Source organism: Streptomyces sp. NPDC051173, from assembly GCF_040689515.1.
In the GTDB taxonomy this organism is placed as follows: Bacteria; Actinomycetota; Actinomycetes; order Streptomycetales; family Streptomycetaceae; genus Streptomyces.
Window position 1 is genome coordinate 1 of the sequence record NZ_JBFBBD010000005.1, and the last position, 17334, is coordinate 17334.

Annotated in this window: 12 protein-coding genes; 2 read left to right on the top strand and 10 right to left on the bottom strand. The window is 73.2% G+C overall.

Translation table 11 applies throughout. From position 1 onward, the window contains the following. From AB0435_RS04750 to AB0435_RS04785, 8 genes are all read right to left on the bottom strand, one after another. Nucleotides 1–587, bottom strand: a 587-nt coding sequence (locus AB0435_RS04750) for a flavodoxin-dependent (E)-4-hydroxy-3-methylbut-2-enyl-diphosphate synthase (protein ID WP_366426203.1), incomplete at its 3' end; no start/stop codon positions are given. Between the two features lie 141 nt (nt 588–728). After that, a complete protein-coding gene (locus AB0435_RS04755; protein WP_366426204.1) occupies nt 729–2030 on the bottom strand; it encodes a site-2 protease family protein in 1302 nt (433 codons plus the stop codon). Continuing rightward, on the bottom strand, nt 2027–3304 hold the full coding sequence (dxr, locus tag AB0435_RS04760) for a 1-deoxy-D-xylulose-5-phosphate reductoisomerase (protein ID WP_366004956.1): 1278 nt from the start codon (nt 3302–3304) through the stop codon (nt 2027–2029). Before dxr ends, AB0435_RS04755 begins: the two co-directional genes overlap by 4 nt. An 88-nt stretch (nt 3305–3392) precedes the next feature. Next, the gene (locus tag AB0435_RS04765; protein WP_366004955.1) at nt 3393–5327 is read right to left on the bottom strand and encodes an acyl-CoA dehydrogenase family protein; all 1935 of its coding nucleotides are present in this window, start codon (nt 5325–5327) and stop codon (nt 3393–3395) included. A gap of 139 nt (nt 5328–5466) precedes the next feature. Beyond that, nucleotides 5467–6435 carry an NADP-dependent oxidoreductase gene (locus AB0435_RS04770; RefSeq protein ID WP_366004954.1) on the bottom strand — a complete coding sequence of 323 codons (969 nt, stop codon included), beginning with the start codon at nt 6433–6435 and terminating at the stop codon, nt 5467–5469. Between the two features lie 179 nt (nt 6436–6614). Next, a complete protein-coding gene (locus AB0435_RS04775; RefSeq protein WP_366004953.1) occupies nt 6615–8060 on the bottom strand; it encodes an aldehyde dehydrogenase family protein in 1446 nt (481 codons plus the stop codon). A gap of 440 nt (nt 8061–8500) precedes the next feature. Then, nucleotides 8501–10132 carry a PucR family transcriptional regulator gene (locus AB0435_RS04780; RefSeq protein WP_366004952.1) on the bottom strand — a complete coding sequence of 544 codons (1632 nt, stop codon included), beginning with the start codon at nt 10130–10132 and terminating at the stop codon, nt 8501–8503. Nucleotides 10133–10267: 135 nt separating this feature from the next. After that, nucleotides 10268–12730: an ATP/GTP-binding protein gene (locus AB0435_RS04785; RefSeq protein WP_366426205.1), complete on the bottom strand. Its 2463-nt coding sequence runs from the start codon at nt 12728–12730 to the stop codon at nt 10268–10270. A 290-nt stretch (nt 12731–13020) separates the two neighbouring features. Between AB0435_RS04785 and gabT the strand changes: the two genes are divergently transcribed. Next, a complete protein-coding gene (gabT, locus tag AB0435_RS04790; RefSeq protein ID WP_366004950.1) occupies nt 13021–14370 on the top strand; it encodes a 4-aminobutyrate--2-oxoglutarate transaminase in 1350 nt (449 codons plus the stop codon). Between the two features lie 124 nt (nt 14371–14494). Further along, nucleotides 14495–15394: a phosphatase PAP2 family protein gene (locus tag AB0435_RS04795; protein WP_366004949.1), complete on the top strand. Its 900-nt coding sequence runs from the start codon at nt 14495–14497 to the stop codon at nt 15392–15394. Here the strand turns inward: AB0435_RS04795 and AB0435_RS04800 are convergent. Both AB0435_RS04800 and AB0435_RS04805 read right to left on the bottom strand, forming a co-directional pair. Beyond that, entirely contained in the window at nt 15312–15782 is a 471-nt protein-coding gene (locus AB0435_RS04800) for a hypothetical protein (protein WP_366426206.1), read from the bottom strand. The genes AB0435_RS04795 and AB0435_RS04800 overlap by 83 nt on opposite strands. 149 nt (nt 15783–15931) lie before the next feature. Next, a complete protein-coding gene (locus AB0435_RS04805; protein WP_366004947.1) occupies nt 15932–17329 on the bottom strand; it encodes an FAD-dependent oxidoreductase in 1398 nt (465 codons plus the stop codon). Between the last annotated feature and the right edge of the window lie 5 nt (nt 17330–17334).

Sequence of the window (17334 nt, forward strand, 5' to 3'; positions counted from 1 at the left end):
ACCGGGTCGTTGTGCTTGACCGAGATCTTGATGTCGCGGAAGCCGTGCTCCTCGAAGAGGGACGCCTCCCACAGGGCGGACTCGACCAGCGCCTCGGGGGTGGCCTTGCCGTACTTCGCGAGCAGGCGGGCGTCCAGGGAGCCGGCGTTGACGCCGATGCGGATCGGGGTGCCGGCGTCGCCGGCGGCCTTGGCGATCTCCTTGACCTTGTCGTCGAACTGCTTGATGTTGCCGGGGTTGACCCGCACGGCGGCGCAGCCCGCGTCGATCGCGGCGAAGACGTACTTCGGCTGGAAGTGGATGTCGGCGATCACGGGGATCTGCGACTTCTTGGCGATGACGGCCAGCGCGTCGGCGTCGTCCTGGGTCGGGCAGGCCACGCGCACGATCTGGCAGCCGGACGCGGTGAGCTCCGCGATCTGCTGGAGCGTGGCACCGATGTCCGAGGTCCTGGTCGTCGTCATCGACTGCACCGAGACGGGTGCGTCGCCTCCGACGGCCACGGAACCGACCTGGATCTTGCGGCTGACCCTGCGGTCGGCGAGCTTGATCGGAACGGAAGGCATTCCAAGCGAAATCGCTGTCATCTGGCGAGCAACCCCAAGGTGTGAATCAAGGTCCCGAGATCGGCGGGCTCCGGTCTTCGAGGTTACGGCAAGGCCGGACGGGCTGGAAAACGCGGGCTCGCGCAATCCCGCCCGTCCGGCCATGCCGGGCGGGTCTCCGGGCTAGGTGAGGCGGACGGGGTTCACCACGTCCGCGATCAGCACCAGCAGCGTGAAGCAGACGAAGATCCCGGCCACCACGTAGGCCACCGGCATCAGCTTCGCGACGTCGAAGGGGCCGGGGTCGGGGCGGCGGAAGACCCGGGCGAAGGCCCTGCGCAGGGACTCCCACAGCGCTCCGGCGATGTGCCCGCCGTCCAGCGGCAGCAGCGGCAGCATGTTGAAGAGGAACAGCGAGAGGTTGAAGCCCGCGACCAGGAAGAGCATGGTCGCGACCTGCTGCGACGGCGGGATGTCGAGGTTGAAGACCTCGCCGCCGACGCGGGCCGCGCCCACGACGCCCATGGGCGAGTCCGCCTTGCGCTCGCCGCCGTCGAAGGCCGCGTTCCACAGGTCCGGGATCTTGCCGGGCAGGGCGATCAGCGACTCGACGCCGGACTGCACCATGTCGCCCATGCGGTTGACGGACTGGCCGAAGGACTGCGGTACGACGCCGGTCGCGGGCGTGAAGCCGAGGAAGCCCGCGGTGACGTACTGCCCCTTGATGGGGGTGCCCTTGCTGTCGTACTTCTGGACCTGGTTGGAGATCAGGTCGGCGTTCAGGGTCTTCTGCGCCCCGTCCCGCACGACGGTGATCGTGGCCGGCCCGGTGGTCTTGCGGATCTCGCTCTGGAGCGTGGCCCAGTCGTCGGTCCGGTGGCCGTTGAACGCGACGATCTTGTCGCGCGGCTGGAGCCCGGCGGCCTTGGCCGGGGAGTCCTTGGCGCCCGTGGGGCATGCGTCGGTCTTGTCGGCCGCCTTGACCACACAGGCCGAGACGGTCGAGACCTGGGTGGTCTGGGTGTTGATGCCGAAGGACATCATCACGCCGAGGAAGATCGCCACCGCCAGCACGAGGTTCATGAAGGGGCCGGCGAACATCACGATCACGCGCTTCCACGGCTTGCGCGTGTAGAACAGCCGCGTCTCGTCGCCCGGCTGGAGCTCCTCGAAGGCGGCCGAGCGGGCGTCCTCGATCATGCCCCGCCAGGGCGAGGTGGAGCGGGCCGCGATCTTCCCGTCCGCGCCGGGCGGGAACATCCCGATCATGCGGATGTAGCCGCCGAGCGGCACGGCCTTGATGCCGTACTCGGTGTCGCCCTTCTTCCGCGAGAAGATCGTCGGCCCGAAGCCGACCATGTACTGCGGCACCCGGATGCCGAAGAGCTTCGCGGTGGAGAGGTGTCCCAGTTCGTGCCAGGCGATCGAGAAGAGCAGGCCCACCACGAAGACGACTATCCCGAGGACCGTCATCAGGGTTGTCATGCGCGGGCCTCCGAGGTCGTTTGCGCGGTACGGGCCGCCGGGCCCGTACGCGCTGCCAGTTCACGGGCCCGGGCGCGGGCCCAGGTCTCCGCTTGCAGGACGTCCGGGACGGTGAGGCGGGTTCCCGCGGCGGGTGTGCCGTGTTCCGCCACCACCTCGGCGACGGTATCGACAATGCCATTGAACGGCAGCCGGCCCGCGAGGAACGCGTCGACGCACTCCTCGTTGGCGGCGTTGAAGACCGCGGGCGCGGTGCCGCCGAGGGTACCGACGTGCCGGGCGAGGCCGACGGACGGGAACGCCTCCTCGTCGAGCGGGAAGAATTCCCAGGTGGACGCCTTGGTCCAATCGAAGGCGGGGGCCGCGTCCGGGACCCGCTCGGGCCAGCCGAGGCCGATGGCGATGGGCCCGCGCATGTCGGGCGGGGTGGCCTGGGCGAGCGTGGAGCCGTCGGTGAATTCCACCATCGAGTGGACGTAGGACTGCGGGTGGACGACGACCTCGATGCGCTCGAAGGGGATGTCGTAGAGGAGGTGCGCCTCGATGACCTCCAGGCCCTTGTTGACGAGGGTCGCGGAGTTGATCGTGATCACCGGGCCCATGGCCCAGGTGGGGTGGGCGAGGGCGTCCTTCGGGGTGACGGAGGCCAGCTCGGCCTTCGTGCGGCCGCGGAAGGGCCCGCCGGAGGCGGTGACGACCAGCTTGCGGACCTCGGCGCGGGTGCCGCCCAGCAGCGCCTGGAAGAGGGCCGCGTGCTCGGAGTCGACCGGGATGATCTGCCCCGGCTTCGCCAGCGCCTTGACCAGCGGGCCGCCGACGATCAGGGACTCCTTGTTGGCCAGGGCCAGCGTCCGGCCCGCCTCCAGGGCGGCGAGGGTCGGCGCGAGGCCGATGGAGCCGGTGATGCCGTTGAGCACGGTGTGGCACTCGCTGCGGGCGAGCTCGGTGGCCGCGTCGGGCCCCGCCAGGATCTCGGGCAGCGGTGCGGTGCCGTACTGCGCGGCCAGCGCCTCGCGCAGCGCGGGCACCTTGTCGGCCTGGGCGACGGCGACCGTACGGACCCGCAGCCGGCGCGCCTGCTCGGCGAGCAGCCCCACCCGGCCGCCGGCGGCGGACAGGGCCGTCACCGTGAAGCGGTCGGGGTTGCGGAGCACGAGGTCGATGGCCTGGGTGCCGATCGAGCCGGTGGAACCGAGGATCACGATCTCGCGCGGTCCGCCCGCGGCGGTGGGGGCGGAATAGCGCAGATGCGGGTCAGCGAGGGAGTCCGTCATGGACTCCATTGTTGCCTCTCCCGGCCGGACGGCGGACAGGGATCCCCCCGTCCGCCCTCCTCGGGGTGGTGTCCGGGCCGCAACCGGGTCAGCGGATGGGCCGGTGGACGTTCTCCGTCGTGGCCGGGCCCGGGGTGGCGTCGGCGATCCAGGGGCCGTCGCCGCTGGGGTCGACGATGCCGGACTCCAGCCATTCGTACGCGCCCGACATGACCTGGGAGACGAGCTTGCGGTCGAGGTCGTCGGTGTTGGTCCACAGCCGGCCGAAGAGCTCCTCGACGCGGATCCTGGACTGACGGCAGAAGACGTCGGCGAGCTCGTACGCCTCGCCGCCGTGCTCGCCCTCGGCACGCAGCCGCTCCGCGCGCACGCAGGCGGCGCTCATGGCGAAGAGCTCCGCCCCGATGTCGACGATGCGGCCGAGGAAGCCCTGCTTGGTCTCCATCCGGCCCTGCCAGCGGGACATGGCGTAGAAGGTGGAGCGGGCGAGCTTGCGGGAGGAGCGCTCGACGTAGCGCAGGTGGGTGGCCAGGTCGCGGTGGCCGGCCGGGTGGAACTCCCCGTAGGTGCGGGGCAGCTGGCCGGGCCCGGCGACGAGCTTGGGCAGCCAGCGGGCGTAGAAGCCGCCCGCGCGCGCCCCCGCGCGCGCCTTGTCGCCCAGGGACTTGTCCGGGTCGATGAGGTCGCCCGCCACCGAGAGGTGGGCGTCGACGGCCTCGCGGGCGATCAGCAGGTGCATGATCTCGGTGGAGCCCTCGAAGATCCGGTTGATGCGGGAGTCGCGCAGCATCTGCTCGGCGGGGACGGCGCGCTCGCCGCGGGCGGCCAGGGAGGCGGCGCTCTCGTAACCGCGGCCGCCGCGGATCTGGACCAGCTCGTCGGTCATCAGCCAGGCCATCTCGCTGGCGTAGAGCTTGGCGAGGGCGGCCTCGATGCGGATGTCGTTGCGGTCCTCGTCGGCCATCTGGCCGGACAGGTCGAGGATGGCCTCCAGGGCGAAGGTGGTCGCGGCGATGAAGGAGATCTTCGCCCCGACGGCCTCGTGGAGGGCGATGGACTTGCCCCACTGCTCGCGCGCGGCCGACCACTCGCGGGCGATCTTCAGCGACCACTTGCCCGCGGAGACGCACATGGCCGGGATGGACAGCCGGCCGGTATTGAGGGTGGTCAGGGCGATCTTCAGGCCCGCGCCCTCGGGGCCGATGCGGTTGGCGGCGGGCACCCGGACCTGGTGGAAGCGGGTGACGCCGTTCTCGATGCCGCGCAGGCCCATGAAGGCGTTGCGGCGCTCGACGGTCACGCCCTCCGCCGCCGCCTCGACCACGAAGGCGGTGATCCCGCCCTTGTGGCCCTCGCTCTTCGGCACCCGGGCCATCACCACCAGGAGGTCGGCGACGACGCCGTTGGTGGTCCACAGCTTGACGCCGTCCAGGACGTAGTCGTCGCCGTCGGGGACGGCCGAGGTCGCCAGCCGGGCGGGGTCGGAGCCGACGTCCGGCTCGGTCAGCAGGAAGGCGGTGATGTCCGTGCGGGCGCAGCGGGGCAGGAAGGCTTCCTTCTGCTCCTGGGTGCCGAAGAGCTTGAGCGGCTGCGGTACCCCGATGGACTGGTGCGCCGAGAGCAGCGCGCCGACGACGGGGCTGGCGGAGCCCACGAGGGCGAGGGCCTTGTTGTAGTAGACGGCGGTGAGGCCGAGGCCGCCGTACTTCGTGTCGATCTTCATCCCGAAGGCGCCGAGCTCCTTGAGCCCGTTGACTGTCTCGTCCGGGATCCTCGCCTCGCGTTCGATGAGCGCGCCGTCGATGCGCGTCTCGCAGAAGTCGCGGAGCTTGGCGAGGAACTCCTCGCCGCGCCGCACGTCCTCCATGGCGGGCGTCGGGTGCGGGTGGATGAGATCGAGCCGGAAGCGTCCCAGGAACAGTTCCTTGGCGAAGCTGGGCTTCTTCCAGTCCTGTTCCCGGGCCGCTTCGGCGACCTGGCGTGCTTCGCGCTCGGAGACCGGTCGTACGGATGGTGCGGTCATGAGAGGCACCTCGCCGCTTCAGTCGGGGCCGGTCGGCTACCGACCGGTGCTACTCGACCGTATGTACCCGATCCGCGGGACGTCTACCAGACCCCGCGCAACGTTCCGGCCCGCCCCCCGTCCGCGCCGGAGCGGGCGGTCAGTCCACGACCTTGAGGACGATCTTCCCGGAGGTGCGGTCGGTCTCGCCGAGCTCGTGCGCCTTCGCCACCTCGGCCAGCGGCAGGGCGGCGGCGATCTCGGTGCGCAGCCGCCCGGTCTCGACCAGTTCGGTCAGGGCCTTCAGGCCCGCGAGGTCGGGCTCGACCATGATGCGGGTGGCCCGGACGCCCCGCTCGCGGGCCTCCGCGCGCACCTCGTCGGTCAGGGGCAGCAGGGAGACGAGGGTGCCTCCGGGGCGCATGGTGCGCAGGGAACGGGCGGGGTAGTCACCGCTGATGGCCTCCAGGACGGTGTCGACGTCGTGGACCACCTCGGCGAAGTCCTGCTCGCGGTAGTCGATCACCTCGTCGGCGCCGAGCCCGCGGAGGAAGTCGTGCTTGGCGGCGCTCGCCGTGCCGATGACGTACGCGCCGCGGGCCTTGGCGATCTGCACGGCCAGATGGCCCACGCCGCCCGCCGCCGCGTGGATGAGCACACGCTGCCCCTCGCGTACGTCGGCGGTGTCGACCAGCGCCTGCCAGGCGGTGAGCGCGGCGAGCGGCAGGGCCGCGGCGCGGACGTGGTCGAGCCCGCGCGGCTTGGGCGCGAAGTGCCGCGCGGGGGCCGTCACGTACTCGGCGTAGGCGCCGGCCGGGTGCGGGAAGCGGGGCATGCCGTAGACCTCGTCGCCGGGGGCGTGGAGGGTGACGCCGTCACCGATCGCCTCGACCACGCCGGAGACGTCGAAGCCGAGGGTGAAGGGGACGGTCTCGCCCGTGTAGAAGGAGCCGCGCTCGCGGGTCTTCCAGTCCGTGGGGTTGACGCCCGCCGCGTGCACCCGGACCAGGATCTCGGTCGGGCCCGGCACGGGCCGGTCGGTCTCGGCCAGCTTCAGGACCTCGGGGCCGCCGGCGGTCTCCTGGACGACGGCGCGCATACGGGCGGGGGCTGCGGAGGTGTCGGTCATGGCGGTGGTGCTCCTTGGGGGTCGCGCTCTTCGATGCCTCCAGCCTGTCGCAGGGGGCGCACACCGACGAGTGGCCTGACTGCCATGCTGCGCAAGGATCGGGCCATGGCGCGCGGGCGGGCACGCGAACGGCCGGGGCGCCCCGTGCGCACCCCGGCCGTTGCGACTGCTCGCGGGCTCTACAGAGCCAGACCCGTCATGACCAGCACCCGCTCGTAGGTGTAGTCGTCCATCGCGTAGCGCACGCCCTCGCGGCCCACACCGGACTGCTTGGCACCGCCGTACGGCATCTGGTCCGCGCGGTAGGACGGCACGTCGCCGACGATCACGCCGCCGGTCTCCAGCGCGCGGTGCGCGCGGAAGGCGGTCTGGAGGTCGTGCGTGAAGACGCCCGCCTGGAGACCGTACGGCGAGTCGTTGACGGCGGCGAAGGCCGCGGCCTCGCCGTCCACCCGGGTGAGGGTGAGGACCGGGCCGAAGACCTCCTCGCACGCGATCGTCACGTCGGCGGGGACGTCGGCGAGCACGGTCGGGGCGTACGTGGCACCCTCGCGCTTGCCGCCGGCCAGCAGCTTGGCACCGGCCGCGACGGCCTCGTCCACCCAGGACTCGACGCGCTTGGCGGCGTCCTCGCTGACCAGCGGGCCGACCTCGGTCGCCGGGTCGGACGGGTCGCCGGTGACCTGCGCCTCGACGGCGGCCACGACCTTCGGCAGCAGCCGCTCGTAGAGCGAGGCGTCGGCGATGACGCGCTGCACGGAGATGCAGGACTGGCCACCCTGGTAGTTGGAGAAGGTGGCGATGCGCTGCGCCGCCCAGTCGAGGTCCTCCTCGGAGGACCAGTCGGCGAGGACGACAGCCGCGCCGTTGCCCCCGAGCTCCAGGGTGACGTGCTTGCGCGGCGCCGAGTCGAGGATCGACCAGCCGACCGGGCCGGAGCCGGTGAAGGAGATGACCGGCAGGCGCTCGTCCTGGACGAGGGCGGGCATCCGGTCGTTCGGAACCGGCAGCACGCTCCAGGAACCCGCCGGCAGGTCCGTCTCCGCGAGGATCTCGCCGAGGACCAGCGAGGAGATCGGCGTCGCCGGGGCGGGCTTCAGGATGATCGGCGCGCCCACCGCGATGGCCGGGGCGACCTTGTGGGCGCTCAGGTTCAGCGGGAAGTTGAAGGGCGCGATGCCGAGGACGGTGCCCCGGGGGAAACGGCGGGTCAGCGCGAGCCGGCCGGTGCCGCCCGCGTCGGTGTCCAGGCGCTGGGCGTCACCGGCGTTGAAGCGGCGGGCCTCCTCGGCGGCGAAACGGAAGACGGAGACCGCGCGGCCGACCTCGCCCCGGGCCCACTTGATGGGCTTGCCGTTCTCCGCGCAGATCAGCTGGGCGATCTCCTCGGTGCGCTCGGTGAGCCGCTTCACGACGTGGTCGAGGGCGGCGGCGCGTACGTGCGCGGGGGTCGCGGCGAACTCGTCCCGCACGGCGTGCGCGGCGGCCACGGCCTCCTCGACCTGCGCCTCGGTGGGCACGCTCACGGTGCCGACGAGGCGGCCGTCCCAGGAGTTCGTGACGTCGAAGGTCTCCTCGCCGAGGGCCTCACGGCCGGCCAGCCAGAACGCGTGGGGAGCAGTCACGGTTTTCCCTCCGGGGGGTACGGATGATTGTGGCTCCCCCACGGTAGGGGTGGGGCGGGTGGGGGCGGATTGTCCTTGATGGAGCGACGGCGTACGGCGCCGCGCCGAAATGGCGGGCTGGGGTTCGCTTGCAGAGCACAGGCCCGTGGCGCCTGCGGCGGGCTTTTTCCCCTACCCCGCCCCTTCCCGAAACCGGGGAGACCCCGGACCCCAACGCGGCTGCGCCGCGTGTCCTCAAACGCCGGACGGGCTGAATTCGCTGGTTACGGTCCGCACAATCCAGCCCGTCCGGCGCTTGAGGACAACGCGCGAAGCGTGTTGCGGGGTCTGGGGCGCAGCCCCGGTTTCGGGAAGGGGCGGGTAGGGGAACAAAGCCCGCCGCAGGCGCGAACCCGTTCGCAGCCGGGGCCGGGGAAAAAGCCGCCCGCCAGGGCCGACGCCTACTCGCCCGCCGACGGCGACGTCGCCTTCAACGCCAGCCACAGTTCCATCCGCACGTCCGGGTCGTCCAAGGAGCGCCCCAGGATCTCCTCCACCCGCCGCATCCGGTACCGCAGCGTATGCCGGTGCACGCCCAGATCCGCCGCCGCCGCGTCCCACTGGCCGTGCCGCGAGAGCCACGCCCGCAGGGAGGCGACGAGGTCGCCGCGGCCCGTCGCGTCGTGTTCGCGCAGTGCCCGCAGCATCCCGTCGGCGAAGGCCCGTACGGCGTCGTCGGCGAGCAGCGGGAGGACGGAGCCGGCCGCGACCTCCTCGTGTTCGACCAGGACCCGGCCCCGGCGGCGGGCCACGGACAGGGCCTGCTCGGCCTGGCGGAAGGCGGACGCGGCGGCGACCGTCCCGACGGGGGCCGACAGGCCGACGACCAGGTCGTCGTCGGGCGCCGCCGCGCTGCGGTCCCGCGGCCGGGCCTTGGTGCCGCGCCGCTCCTCGACGGCCCGCGCGTGCTCCGCGCAGGCCGCGACCGCGGCGCCGCCGTCGGAGGCGAGGACGACGAGGCGTTCGCCGTCCGGCACGACCAGGACGGCCTCCGCCACCCGGCCCGCCGCGGTCTCGACGGCGTCCGCGAGCACCGCGAGAGGGTCGGGCGCGTCGTCGTCCTGCTCGCTCTCCTCCGTCGCCGCCTCCGCGACGAGCACCCGGAAGGGGGCGTCCAGCAGACTGCCGTAGAGATCACCGGCGACGGCCCGCGCGTGGTCCGGCTCCCCGGCCAGCAGCATCCGCAGCACCGCGGCGCCGAGCCGCGCCTCGGCGTCCTGGAGGGTGCGGGAGCGTTCGGTGGCGAGGGTGAGCAGCGCGATCGCGGACTGCACGGCGTAGCGCTCGGCGGTGCCCAGCGGGGCGGCCGTGCCGACGGCGAGGACGCCGCGGGCCCGGCGGCCGGAGCCCAGCGACTGGAGCTCGACCCGGTCGGCGCCCTCCTCGGCGGGGTCGGAGCCGACGACGGCGGTGGCCGGCGCGGGCCGTTCCCGCAGCCGTTCGACGTCGCGGGTCAGCCGGGCGGCCCGGCGCGCGGCCCAGTCGGGGGCCGCGGCGACGACGGCGCCCGAGGTGTCGTACAGCGCGGCCCACCCGTCGAGGTGCGCGGCGAGCCGGGCCAGCAGAGCGGCGGGGCCCTCGGGCCCGAGCGCGGCGCGGGTCAGCTCGCGCTGTGCCTCGAAACCCGCGGTCACCGCGCGGTACTGATCGGCCGCCATGGCCGCCGAGACCGCCTTGCTGATGGCGATGAACGGCGTCTTCCGGGGCACCTCCAGCAGCGGCAGCCCCTCCTCCTCGGCCGCCTCGACGAGCGCCCGCGGCACCTCGTCGTAGTTGACGCCGACCGCGAAGCCGAGCCCGACCACCCCGGCCCGAACCAGGCGGCGCACGTACGGCCGCATCGCCTCCGGGTCGGCCGCGTCGATCTTCATCGCGGTGATCAGGAGGAGCTCGCCGCCGTCCATCCACGGCACGGGGTCGGCGAGCTCGCTGACGTGTGCCCAGCGGACGGGGGTGTCCAGCCGGTCCTCCCCCGCGAGCACGGCGAGCTTGAGCGCGGAGTGGTGGACGAGCGAGGCGAGGGTGGGAGGCATGGCACCTTCGGAAGAGGGCGACTGTGCCGTCCCGTATGAACGGCTGTTCCCGATTCTGCCTCAGTGGAGGATTCGCGGGGAACGCGTACGCCGCGTTCCGGACCACCCGGGTTCGCGCTCCCTTCGCTCCCCGGCTCACTTCATGAGGTCGACCAGCACCGGTGGCGCGCTCGCCCCCCGTACGGAGGTCACCGACAGCACCGCGTGCCCGGCCGGTACGGCGTGCGCCAGCTCGGAGGCGGACCAGCGCTCGCGCTCCACCTTGCGGACGGTCACGGACTGCGCGGTGACCGCCCGGCCGGTGACCAGACGGCGCAGGATGTGCGTGGCCCGGGTGAGCGGTTCGTGGGCGATGACCTGACGGTCGGTGATGTCCCGGGCCTCCACCCACTCCTTGCCCCAGACCTCCGCGAACCGCGCGCCGTCCCAGGTGGTCACGCCCGAGAACGCCATCCGGCAGCCGACCGCGCCGAGCAGGGCGCTGCGCAGCGCCTCGGGCACGTCGTCGAGCGTGCGGAGGGTGAGCACGGCCCCGGCGTTGGCCGAGCGCAGCCGGCCGAGCCCGCGCACGGCCTCCGGGGTGACGGCGTGGGTCGCGTCGTCGAGCACCAGGCAGGCGAACAGCGAGCGGTCGGCGCGGCCGACGGTGCACTCGGTGAACTGCGCGAGGACGAGCCGCGCCAGCATCCGCGAAGCCTCCGCGTGCCCCCGTTCCGGCAGGTCGATCCGGACGCGCAGAGGGTGTTCGAGGGTGCGCAGCGAGAAGGTCCGGCCGGGCCGGGTGGTGTCGAAGAAGCGCGCGAAGGCCGGCCGGTCGAGGAGCGCCAGCCGGTCGGCGAGCAGGGGGCCGGCGTCACCGGTGCGCTGCGCCTGCCGCTCGCGGGCGTCGAGCTCGCGCACCTGCGCCTCCTGCCCGGCGGCCGCGAGCGCGTCCCGCAGCACGCCGATGGCGGTGGCCGAGCCGTCGAGGAGCTCGCGCAGCTCCGGCACGGAGGGGAAGCGGCCGTGGGCGGCGCGGTAGGGACCGAGGATCTGGGCGAGCGCGGTCGCGGCGCGGCGGCCGCCCTCGCCGGGGAGCGTGGCGGTGAGGTCGCCGACGAGCCCCTCGGCGAGCACGGCGGCGGCCTCGTCGGGGTCTTCGGTCCCGCCGTAGAGGTCGAGGTCGTACGCCGAGTCCGGGCGCCCGATGCGCACCACGATGTCGAACGCCTCGTCGGGCGCCAGCCCCGCGCCCGCCGCACCGACCGCGACGACGGCGGTGCGCCCGGCGAGCGCCTGGAGGCAGAGCGACTCCAGCACCGGGCGCACCAGCCGGTCGGTCTTGCCGCAGCCGGGCGGGCCGACGGCGAGCAGCGAGGTGCCCAGCAGCCCCGGGTCGAGGGCGCAGCCCGCGCCGCGGTGCGCGTAGGGGTTGCGCTGGTCGTCGGCCGCGGTGCCGAGCCGCACCTGGCGGCTGACGAGGTCGTGCCGGGCGGCGCGTACGGGCAGGTCGCGCGCCCCGGAGGGGTGGGCGCAGGCGGCGGCGCCGTGCCGGAGCACGGTCTCGGTGAAGGAGGCGAGCCGGCCCGGCTGGGCGCGCACCGACTCCCAGGCGCGCTGGATGCGGGAGTGGTCGACGTCGTTCATCGCCCCGGACCGCGCCTCGGCCGTCAGCAGCAGCGCGGCGTCGTGGGCCCCGGCGGCGCGCAGCTCGGGCCACTCGGCGGGGTCGCCCTGCGCGTTCGGGGCGGTGCGTGCCGGGTGGCCGGTGTCGTGGCGGCGGCCGCGCTGGTCTGCGGGGCCGAAGCGGCGCCGGACCTCGCGCCAGCAGCCGACGCGGCAGGCGATGGACAGCAGCAGGAGGGTGAAGAGGGCGTAGTAGGTGTATGAGGCGTAGAACCAGGAGAACGGGTCCCGGGAGACCGGGGTGAAGGCGACGAGCGGCCAGATCCATACCTTGCCGACAGCGCCGTTCCAGCACAGCAGCCAGACCACCCAGACGCCGGCGAAGGCCGTCACCGCCCGGCCGAGGAGCGCCCCCTGTGCGAGGCGCTCGGGCCGGGGCGGGCTGACGGAGGGCGGCATCCGGCGCCAGAAGCGCTCCCACAGGGGGGTGACGAAGCGGCGCCACAGTTCGGGCCACCGGCCGACGCGGCCGAAGCCGACGGCGAGCACGCAGGCGGCGAGCGCGTAGTAGATGTACGAGGCGATCATCCACTCCTCGGTGCCGTCCTGCCACGACCCCGGCGCCATCGCGCGCAGGGGCCACTTCCAGTACGGGCCGAGATAGCCGTGCCACAGCAGTGACCAGAAGAGCCAGCCGCACAGGAAGGCGATCACCGCGCCGCTGATCAGCTGCCTGCCGGGCACCCGGCCGGGCTCCTCGGGGGCCCTGGGCCGGTGGTCGAGGACCCAGACGCCGGGCTGGGCCTCGGCGCGCGGGGCGCGCAGCCAGGCCATGAAGGGCGTTTCCTGCTGGTGCGCGGTGGGCGGGGCGCCCTGCGGGGGGACGGCGGGCACGCGCGGCGGCTCGGCGGGCCTCGGCGGCACACCCCGGTGACCGGCTGACTCCCGCGGTCCCTGTGCGCCCGGCGAGTCGAACGTGCCCTCAGTGTCCATCGCTGCCTTGCCCCCACCAGAACTCGTGTACCGCGTGTCCGACGTGCGCGCCGCCGCTCAATCTAATAGGCGTACGCGGGGAGTTCAGGTGACCCGCGGGATGCCACGCCCCCGTATGGTCATGATCACCCGCAGGTGGCGCGCGGCGGGAGCGGGCGGCCCGCCATGTCCGCCGCGGACAAGGCGGCGCGCGCACTTCTCCCGAACGGAACATGCCCGACCCCGCCCGGCACCCCTAGCCTGCGACGTAAAAGCCCGACTGATCTCGTTCATCCCCCTGGAGCCCTCTCATGACCGCACTGACCGGAGGCCCGTCCCTCCCCCAGGAGCGCCGCGTCGTCACCGCGATCCCCGGCCCGAAGTCGCTGGAGCTGCAGGCCCGCCGGACGGCGACGGTCGCGGCGGGCGTGGGCTCGACGCTGCCGGTGTTCACCGTGCGCGCCGGCGGCGGTGTGATCGAGGACGTCGACGGCAACTCCCTCATCGACTTCGGCTCCGGCATCGCCGTGACCTCGGTGGGCTCCAGCGCGGAGGCCGTCGTGCGCCGCGCGTCCGCGCAGCTCGCCGACTTCACCCACACCTGTTTCATGGTGACGCCGTACGAGGGCTACGTGGAGGTCTGTGAGCAGCTCGCCGAGCTGACGCCGGGCGACCACGCCAAGAAGTCGGCGCTGTTCAACTCCGGCGCCGAGGCGGTGGAGAACGCGGTGAAGATCGCCCGCGCGTACACCAAGCGCCAGGCGGTCGTCGTCTTCGACCACGGCTACCACGGCCGGACGAACCTGACGATGGCGCTCACCGCCAAGAACATGCCGTACAAGCACGGCTTCGGCCCGTTCGCGCCCGAGGTCTACCGCGTGCCGGTGGCGTACGGCTACCGCTGGCCGACCGGCCCGGAGAACTGCGCCGAGGAGGCCGCGGCCCAGGCCATCGACGCCATCACCAAGCAGGTGGGCGCGGACAACGTGGCCGCGATCATCATCGAGCCGGTGCTCGGCGAGGGCGGTTTCATCGAGCCGGCCAAGGGCTTCCTGCCGCGCATCGCGCAGTTCGCGAAGGACAACGGCATCGTCTTCGTCGCCGACGAGATCCAGTCCGGCTTCTGCCGTACGGGCCAGTGGTTCGCGTGCGAGGACGAGGGCGTCGTCCCGGACTTGATCACGACGGCGAAGGGCATCGCGGGCGGCCTGCCGCTCGCCGCCGTCACCGGCCGCGCGGAGATCATGGACGCGGCGCACCCGGGCGGCCTGGGCGGCACGTACGGCGGCAACCCGGTGGCGTGCGCGGCGGCGCTCGGCTCGATCGAGACGATGCGCGAGCTGGACCTCAACGCGAAGGCCAAGCGCATCGAGGAGGTCATGAAGGGCCGCCTGACCGCGATGCAGGAGAAGTCGGACATCATCGGTGACATCCGCGGCCGCGGCGCGATGATCGCGATCGAGCTGGTCGAGCCGGGCACCAAGAACCCGAACGCGCAGGCGGCCGGCGCGCTCGCGAAGGCGTGCCACGCGGAGGGCCTGCTGGTCCTGACCTGCGGCACCTACGGCAACGTGCTGCGCTTCCTGCCGCCGCTGGTGATCGGCGAGGACCTGCTGAACGAGGGCCTGGACATCATCGAGGCCGCGTTCACGCGTCTGTGACCGACGGTGCCGCCGCGGTCGTCGCGGGCCGGGACTGTCATGGGGTGAAGAACCTGTGCGGGGCGGGTGGTGGAGGGGTGATCCGGCTGTCCGGACGCCCCGCCCTGCCGTACGGTTTCCGCAGATGAACGCAACACCCCGTCCGCAGGGGACTGCGGACACCGCCGTGCCGGTGAATCCCCATCGCCGACCCGGTCGTGCCTTCGCGCACAGCATCACCGGAGCCCTCGGCTCCGGGCATCCTCACCGATCGGACGGCCGCCCGCCCCATACCCCCCGGGGCGCGCGGCACCCCGGTCATCACGGCGGCCTCGGAACCTCCCCCCCTGTTCCGGGGCCGTCGGCCCGGGGTCCGCTCCGCCTCGGACTCCTCCCCGGCCTCTGCGCCCTCCTCTTCGCGCTGATCACCTGGCAGGTCGTCACCCACGGACCGCTGCGCGCCCTCGACGAGCGGGCGGGCCGCGCGGTCTCCGGCTCGGCCCTGCCGGGCGGCGCCGCCCACTTCCTCGCCGACCTCGGCAACGCCACGGTCGCCGTGCCCGTGCTCGCGCTGGCCATGGCCGTCTCGGCGCTGCGCGCGACCGGCACCCGGCGCTGGTGGCCACCGCTGTGCGCGGCGCTCACCATGGCCGCCGTCCCCGCGCTGGTCGTGCCCGTCAAGGACGCCGTCGGCCGGCCGGGCCCGGCGGCCATGGCGGGCGTGCGGGACGGCTTCTTCCCCTCGGGCCACGCCGCCACGGCGGCGGTCGCCTATGGAGCCGCCGCGCTGCTGTTCCTGCTCCACCGGCCCGGCCGCGTACGGGCCTTGGCCATGACGTCGTACGCGGTCGTCAACGCGGGCGTGGGCGTGGGGCTCGTCCGGTGCGGCTTCCACTGGCCCCTGGACGTGCTCGGCAGCTGGTGTCTGTCGGGCGTCCTGCTGTGGGGTCTGGCGCTCGCGCTCAGTCGTCCTCCCCGCGCCGGTCGCAGGCGAGTAACGCGGCCGCCTCGTGCATCGACAGCTCAAGGACCGCCGGGTCCGTGAGGGTTCCCCTGCCGTCCGGCGGGACGATCCAGCGGACGCCGGAGGCGGCCCGGCCGGGGTGCGGGACGACGACCCAACTGCCCCTGCCCACGGCCCGCACGCCGGTCGCGACCCAGCCGGCGGCGGTGCCCGGCGGGACGAAGAAGCCCATCCGGCTGTCCCCGTAGTCGGCGAGGACGGGACCGAGCCGGTCGGTGCACCGCGACAGGACGTCCAGGGTGGGGTGGCCGAGCGCGCTGGAGAGGATGAGTACGTCCCAGATCCGCCCGGCGGGCAGGAGCGCGATCCCCAGCGGATTGCGCTCCCACTCCCACCGGCAGGTCCCGGGGTCGGGGGCGGCCGTCGCCAGCCACTCCACCGCGCTCCTCGTCCCCGCTCCGTCGCTCATGGGGTCCTCCGTTCCGTGGGTGCCTGTTTCTGCATTCACGGATGAGAGGGCCGGGAGGGCGGATCATTACACGGGTTCACGGCACGACTTGAGGCGAACGGTTCACCGCCGGGCGCGGCCGGACACCCCGGCGCGCGGCGGCGGGCGGCTCAGCTGTCGAAGCCCATGCCGACCTTGTCCATGGCCTTGAGCCAGAGGTTGCGGCGGCCGCCGTTCTCGTCGGCGCGGGTCATCGCCCACTGCGTGATCCCGATGCCCACGGACCGCACGGGCTCGGGCGGGAACGGCAGCGGCCTGCTGCGGACCATCTCCAGTTCGGTCCGCTCGGTGCGCTCCCCGCTCAGCAGGTCGAGCATCACGTCCGCGCCGAACCGGCTCGCGCCGACGCCGAGGCCGGTGTAGCCGAGCGCGTAGGAGACCCGGCCGCCGTGGGCGGTGCCGAAGAACGCCGAGAAGCGGGAGCACGTGTCGATGGCGCCGCCCCAGTTGTGGGTGAAGCGGATCCCTTCGAGCTGGGGGAAGCAGCGGAAGAAGTGCTCGGCGAGCTTCTGGTACGTGGCCGGGTGGTGGTCGTAGTCCGGCCGAACGCCGCCGCCGTAGTGGTAGACGATGTCGTAACCGCCCCACAGGATGCGGTGGTCGGGGGTGATGCGGAAGTAATGGAAGTGGTTGGCGGCGTCGCCGAGCCCCTGCCGGTTCTTCCAGCCGATGGCGGCGCGCTGCTCCTCGCTCAGCGGCTCGGTCATCAGCGCGTAGTCGTAGACGGGCGCGATGAACGGCCGTACGCGCTTGACCAGCGAGGGGAAGGCGTTGGTGCCGAGGGCGGCGTGGCGGGCGAAGACGCGGCCGTACGGGGTGCGGACGGCGAGACCGGCGGAGCGCGAGGAGAGCTCGGTGCCGGGCGTGTGCTCGTAGATCCGCACCCCCAGTTCCAGGCAGGCGCGCTTGAGGCCCCAGGCAAGCCGGGCGGGGTGGAGCATGGCCACGCCGGTGCGGTCCCAGAGGCCGGCCAGGAAGGTCGGGGAGTCGACCTCGGCGCGCAGGGCGTCACGGTCGAGGAACTCGTAGCCGGACAGGCCCAGTTCGGCGACCTCGTCGGCGGCCTCGCGAAGCTCCTGGAGCTGGTGGGGAGCGGTGGCGATGTCTATCTCACCGGTGCGTTCGAAGTCGCAGTCGATGCCGTACCGGGTGACGGTGGCCTCGATCGCGTCGAGGTTGGCACGGCCAAGCCGCTCCAGGGCGGCGAGTTCACCGGGCCAGCGGGCCTGGCCGTTGGCCCAGCCGTGGGTGAGGGAGGCGGAACAGAAGCCGCCGTTGCGGCCGGAGGCGGCCCAGCCGACCTCCTGGGCCTCGATGAGAACGACGTCCCTGGCCGGGTCGCGCTCCTTGGCGCGGAGCGCGGTCCACAGTCCGGAGTAGCCGCCGCCGACGACGAGCAGGTCGGTGTGCTCGTCGCCGACGAGGGACGGGAGTGCCGCCGGCCGGGAGGGGTCGTCGAGCCAGTAGGGCCGGTGGGCGGCGTCGATGAGTGATTGTGCAGGGTTCATGGCAC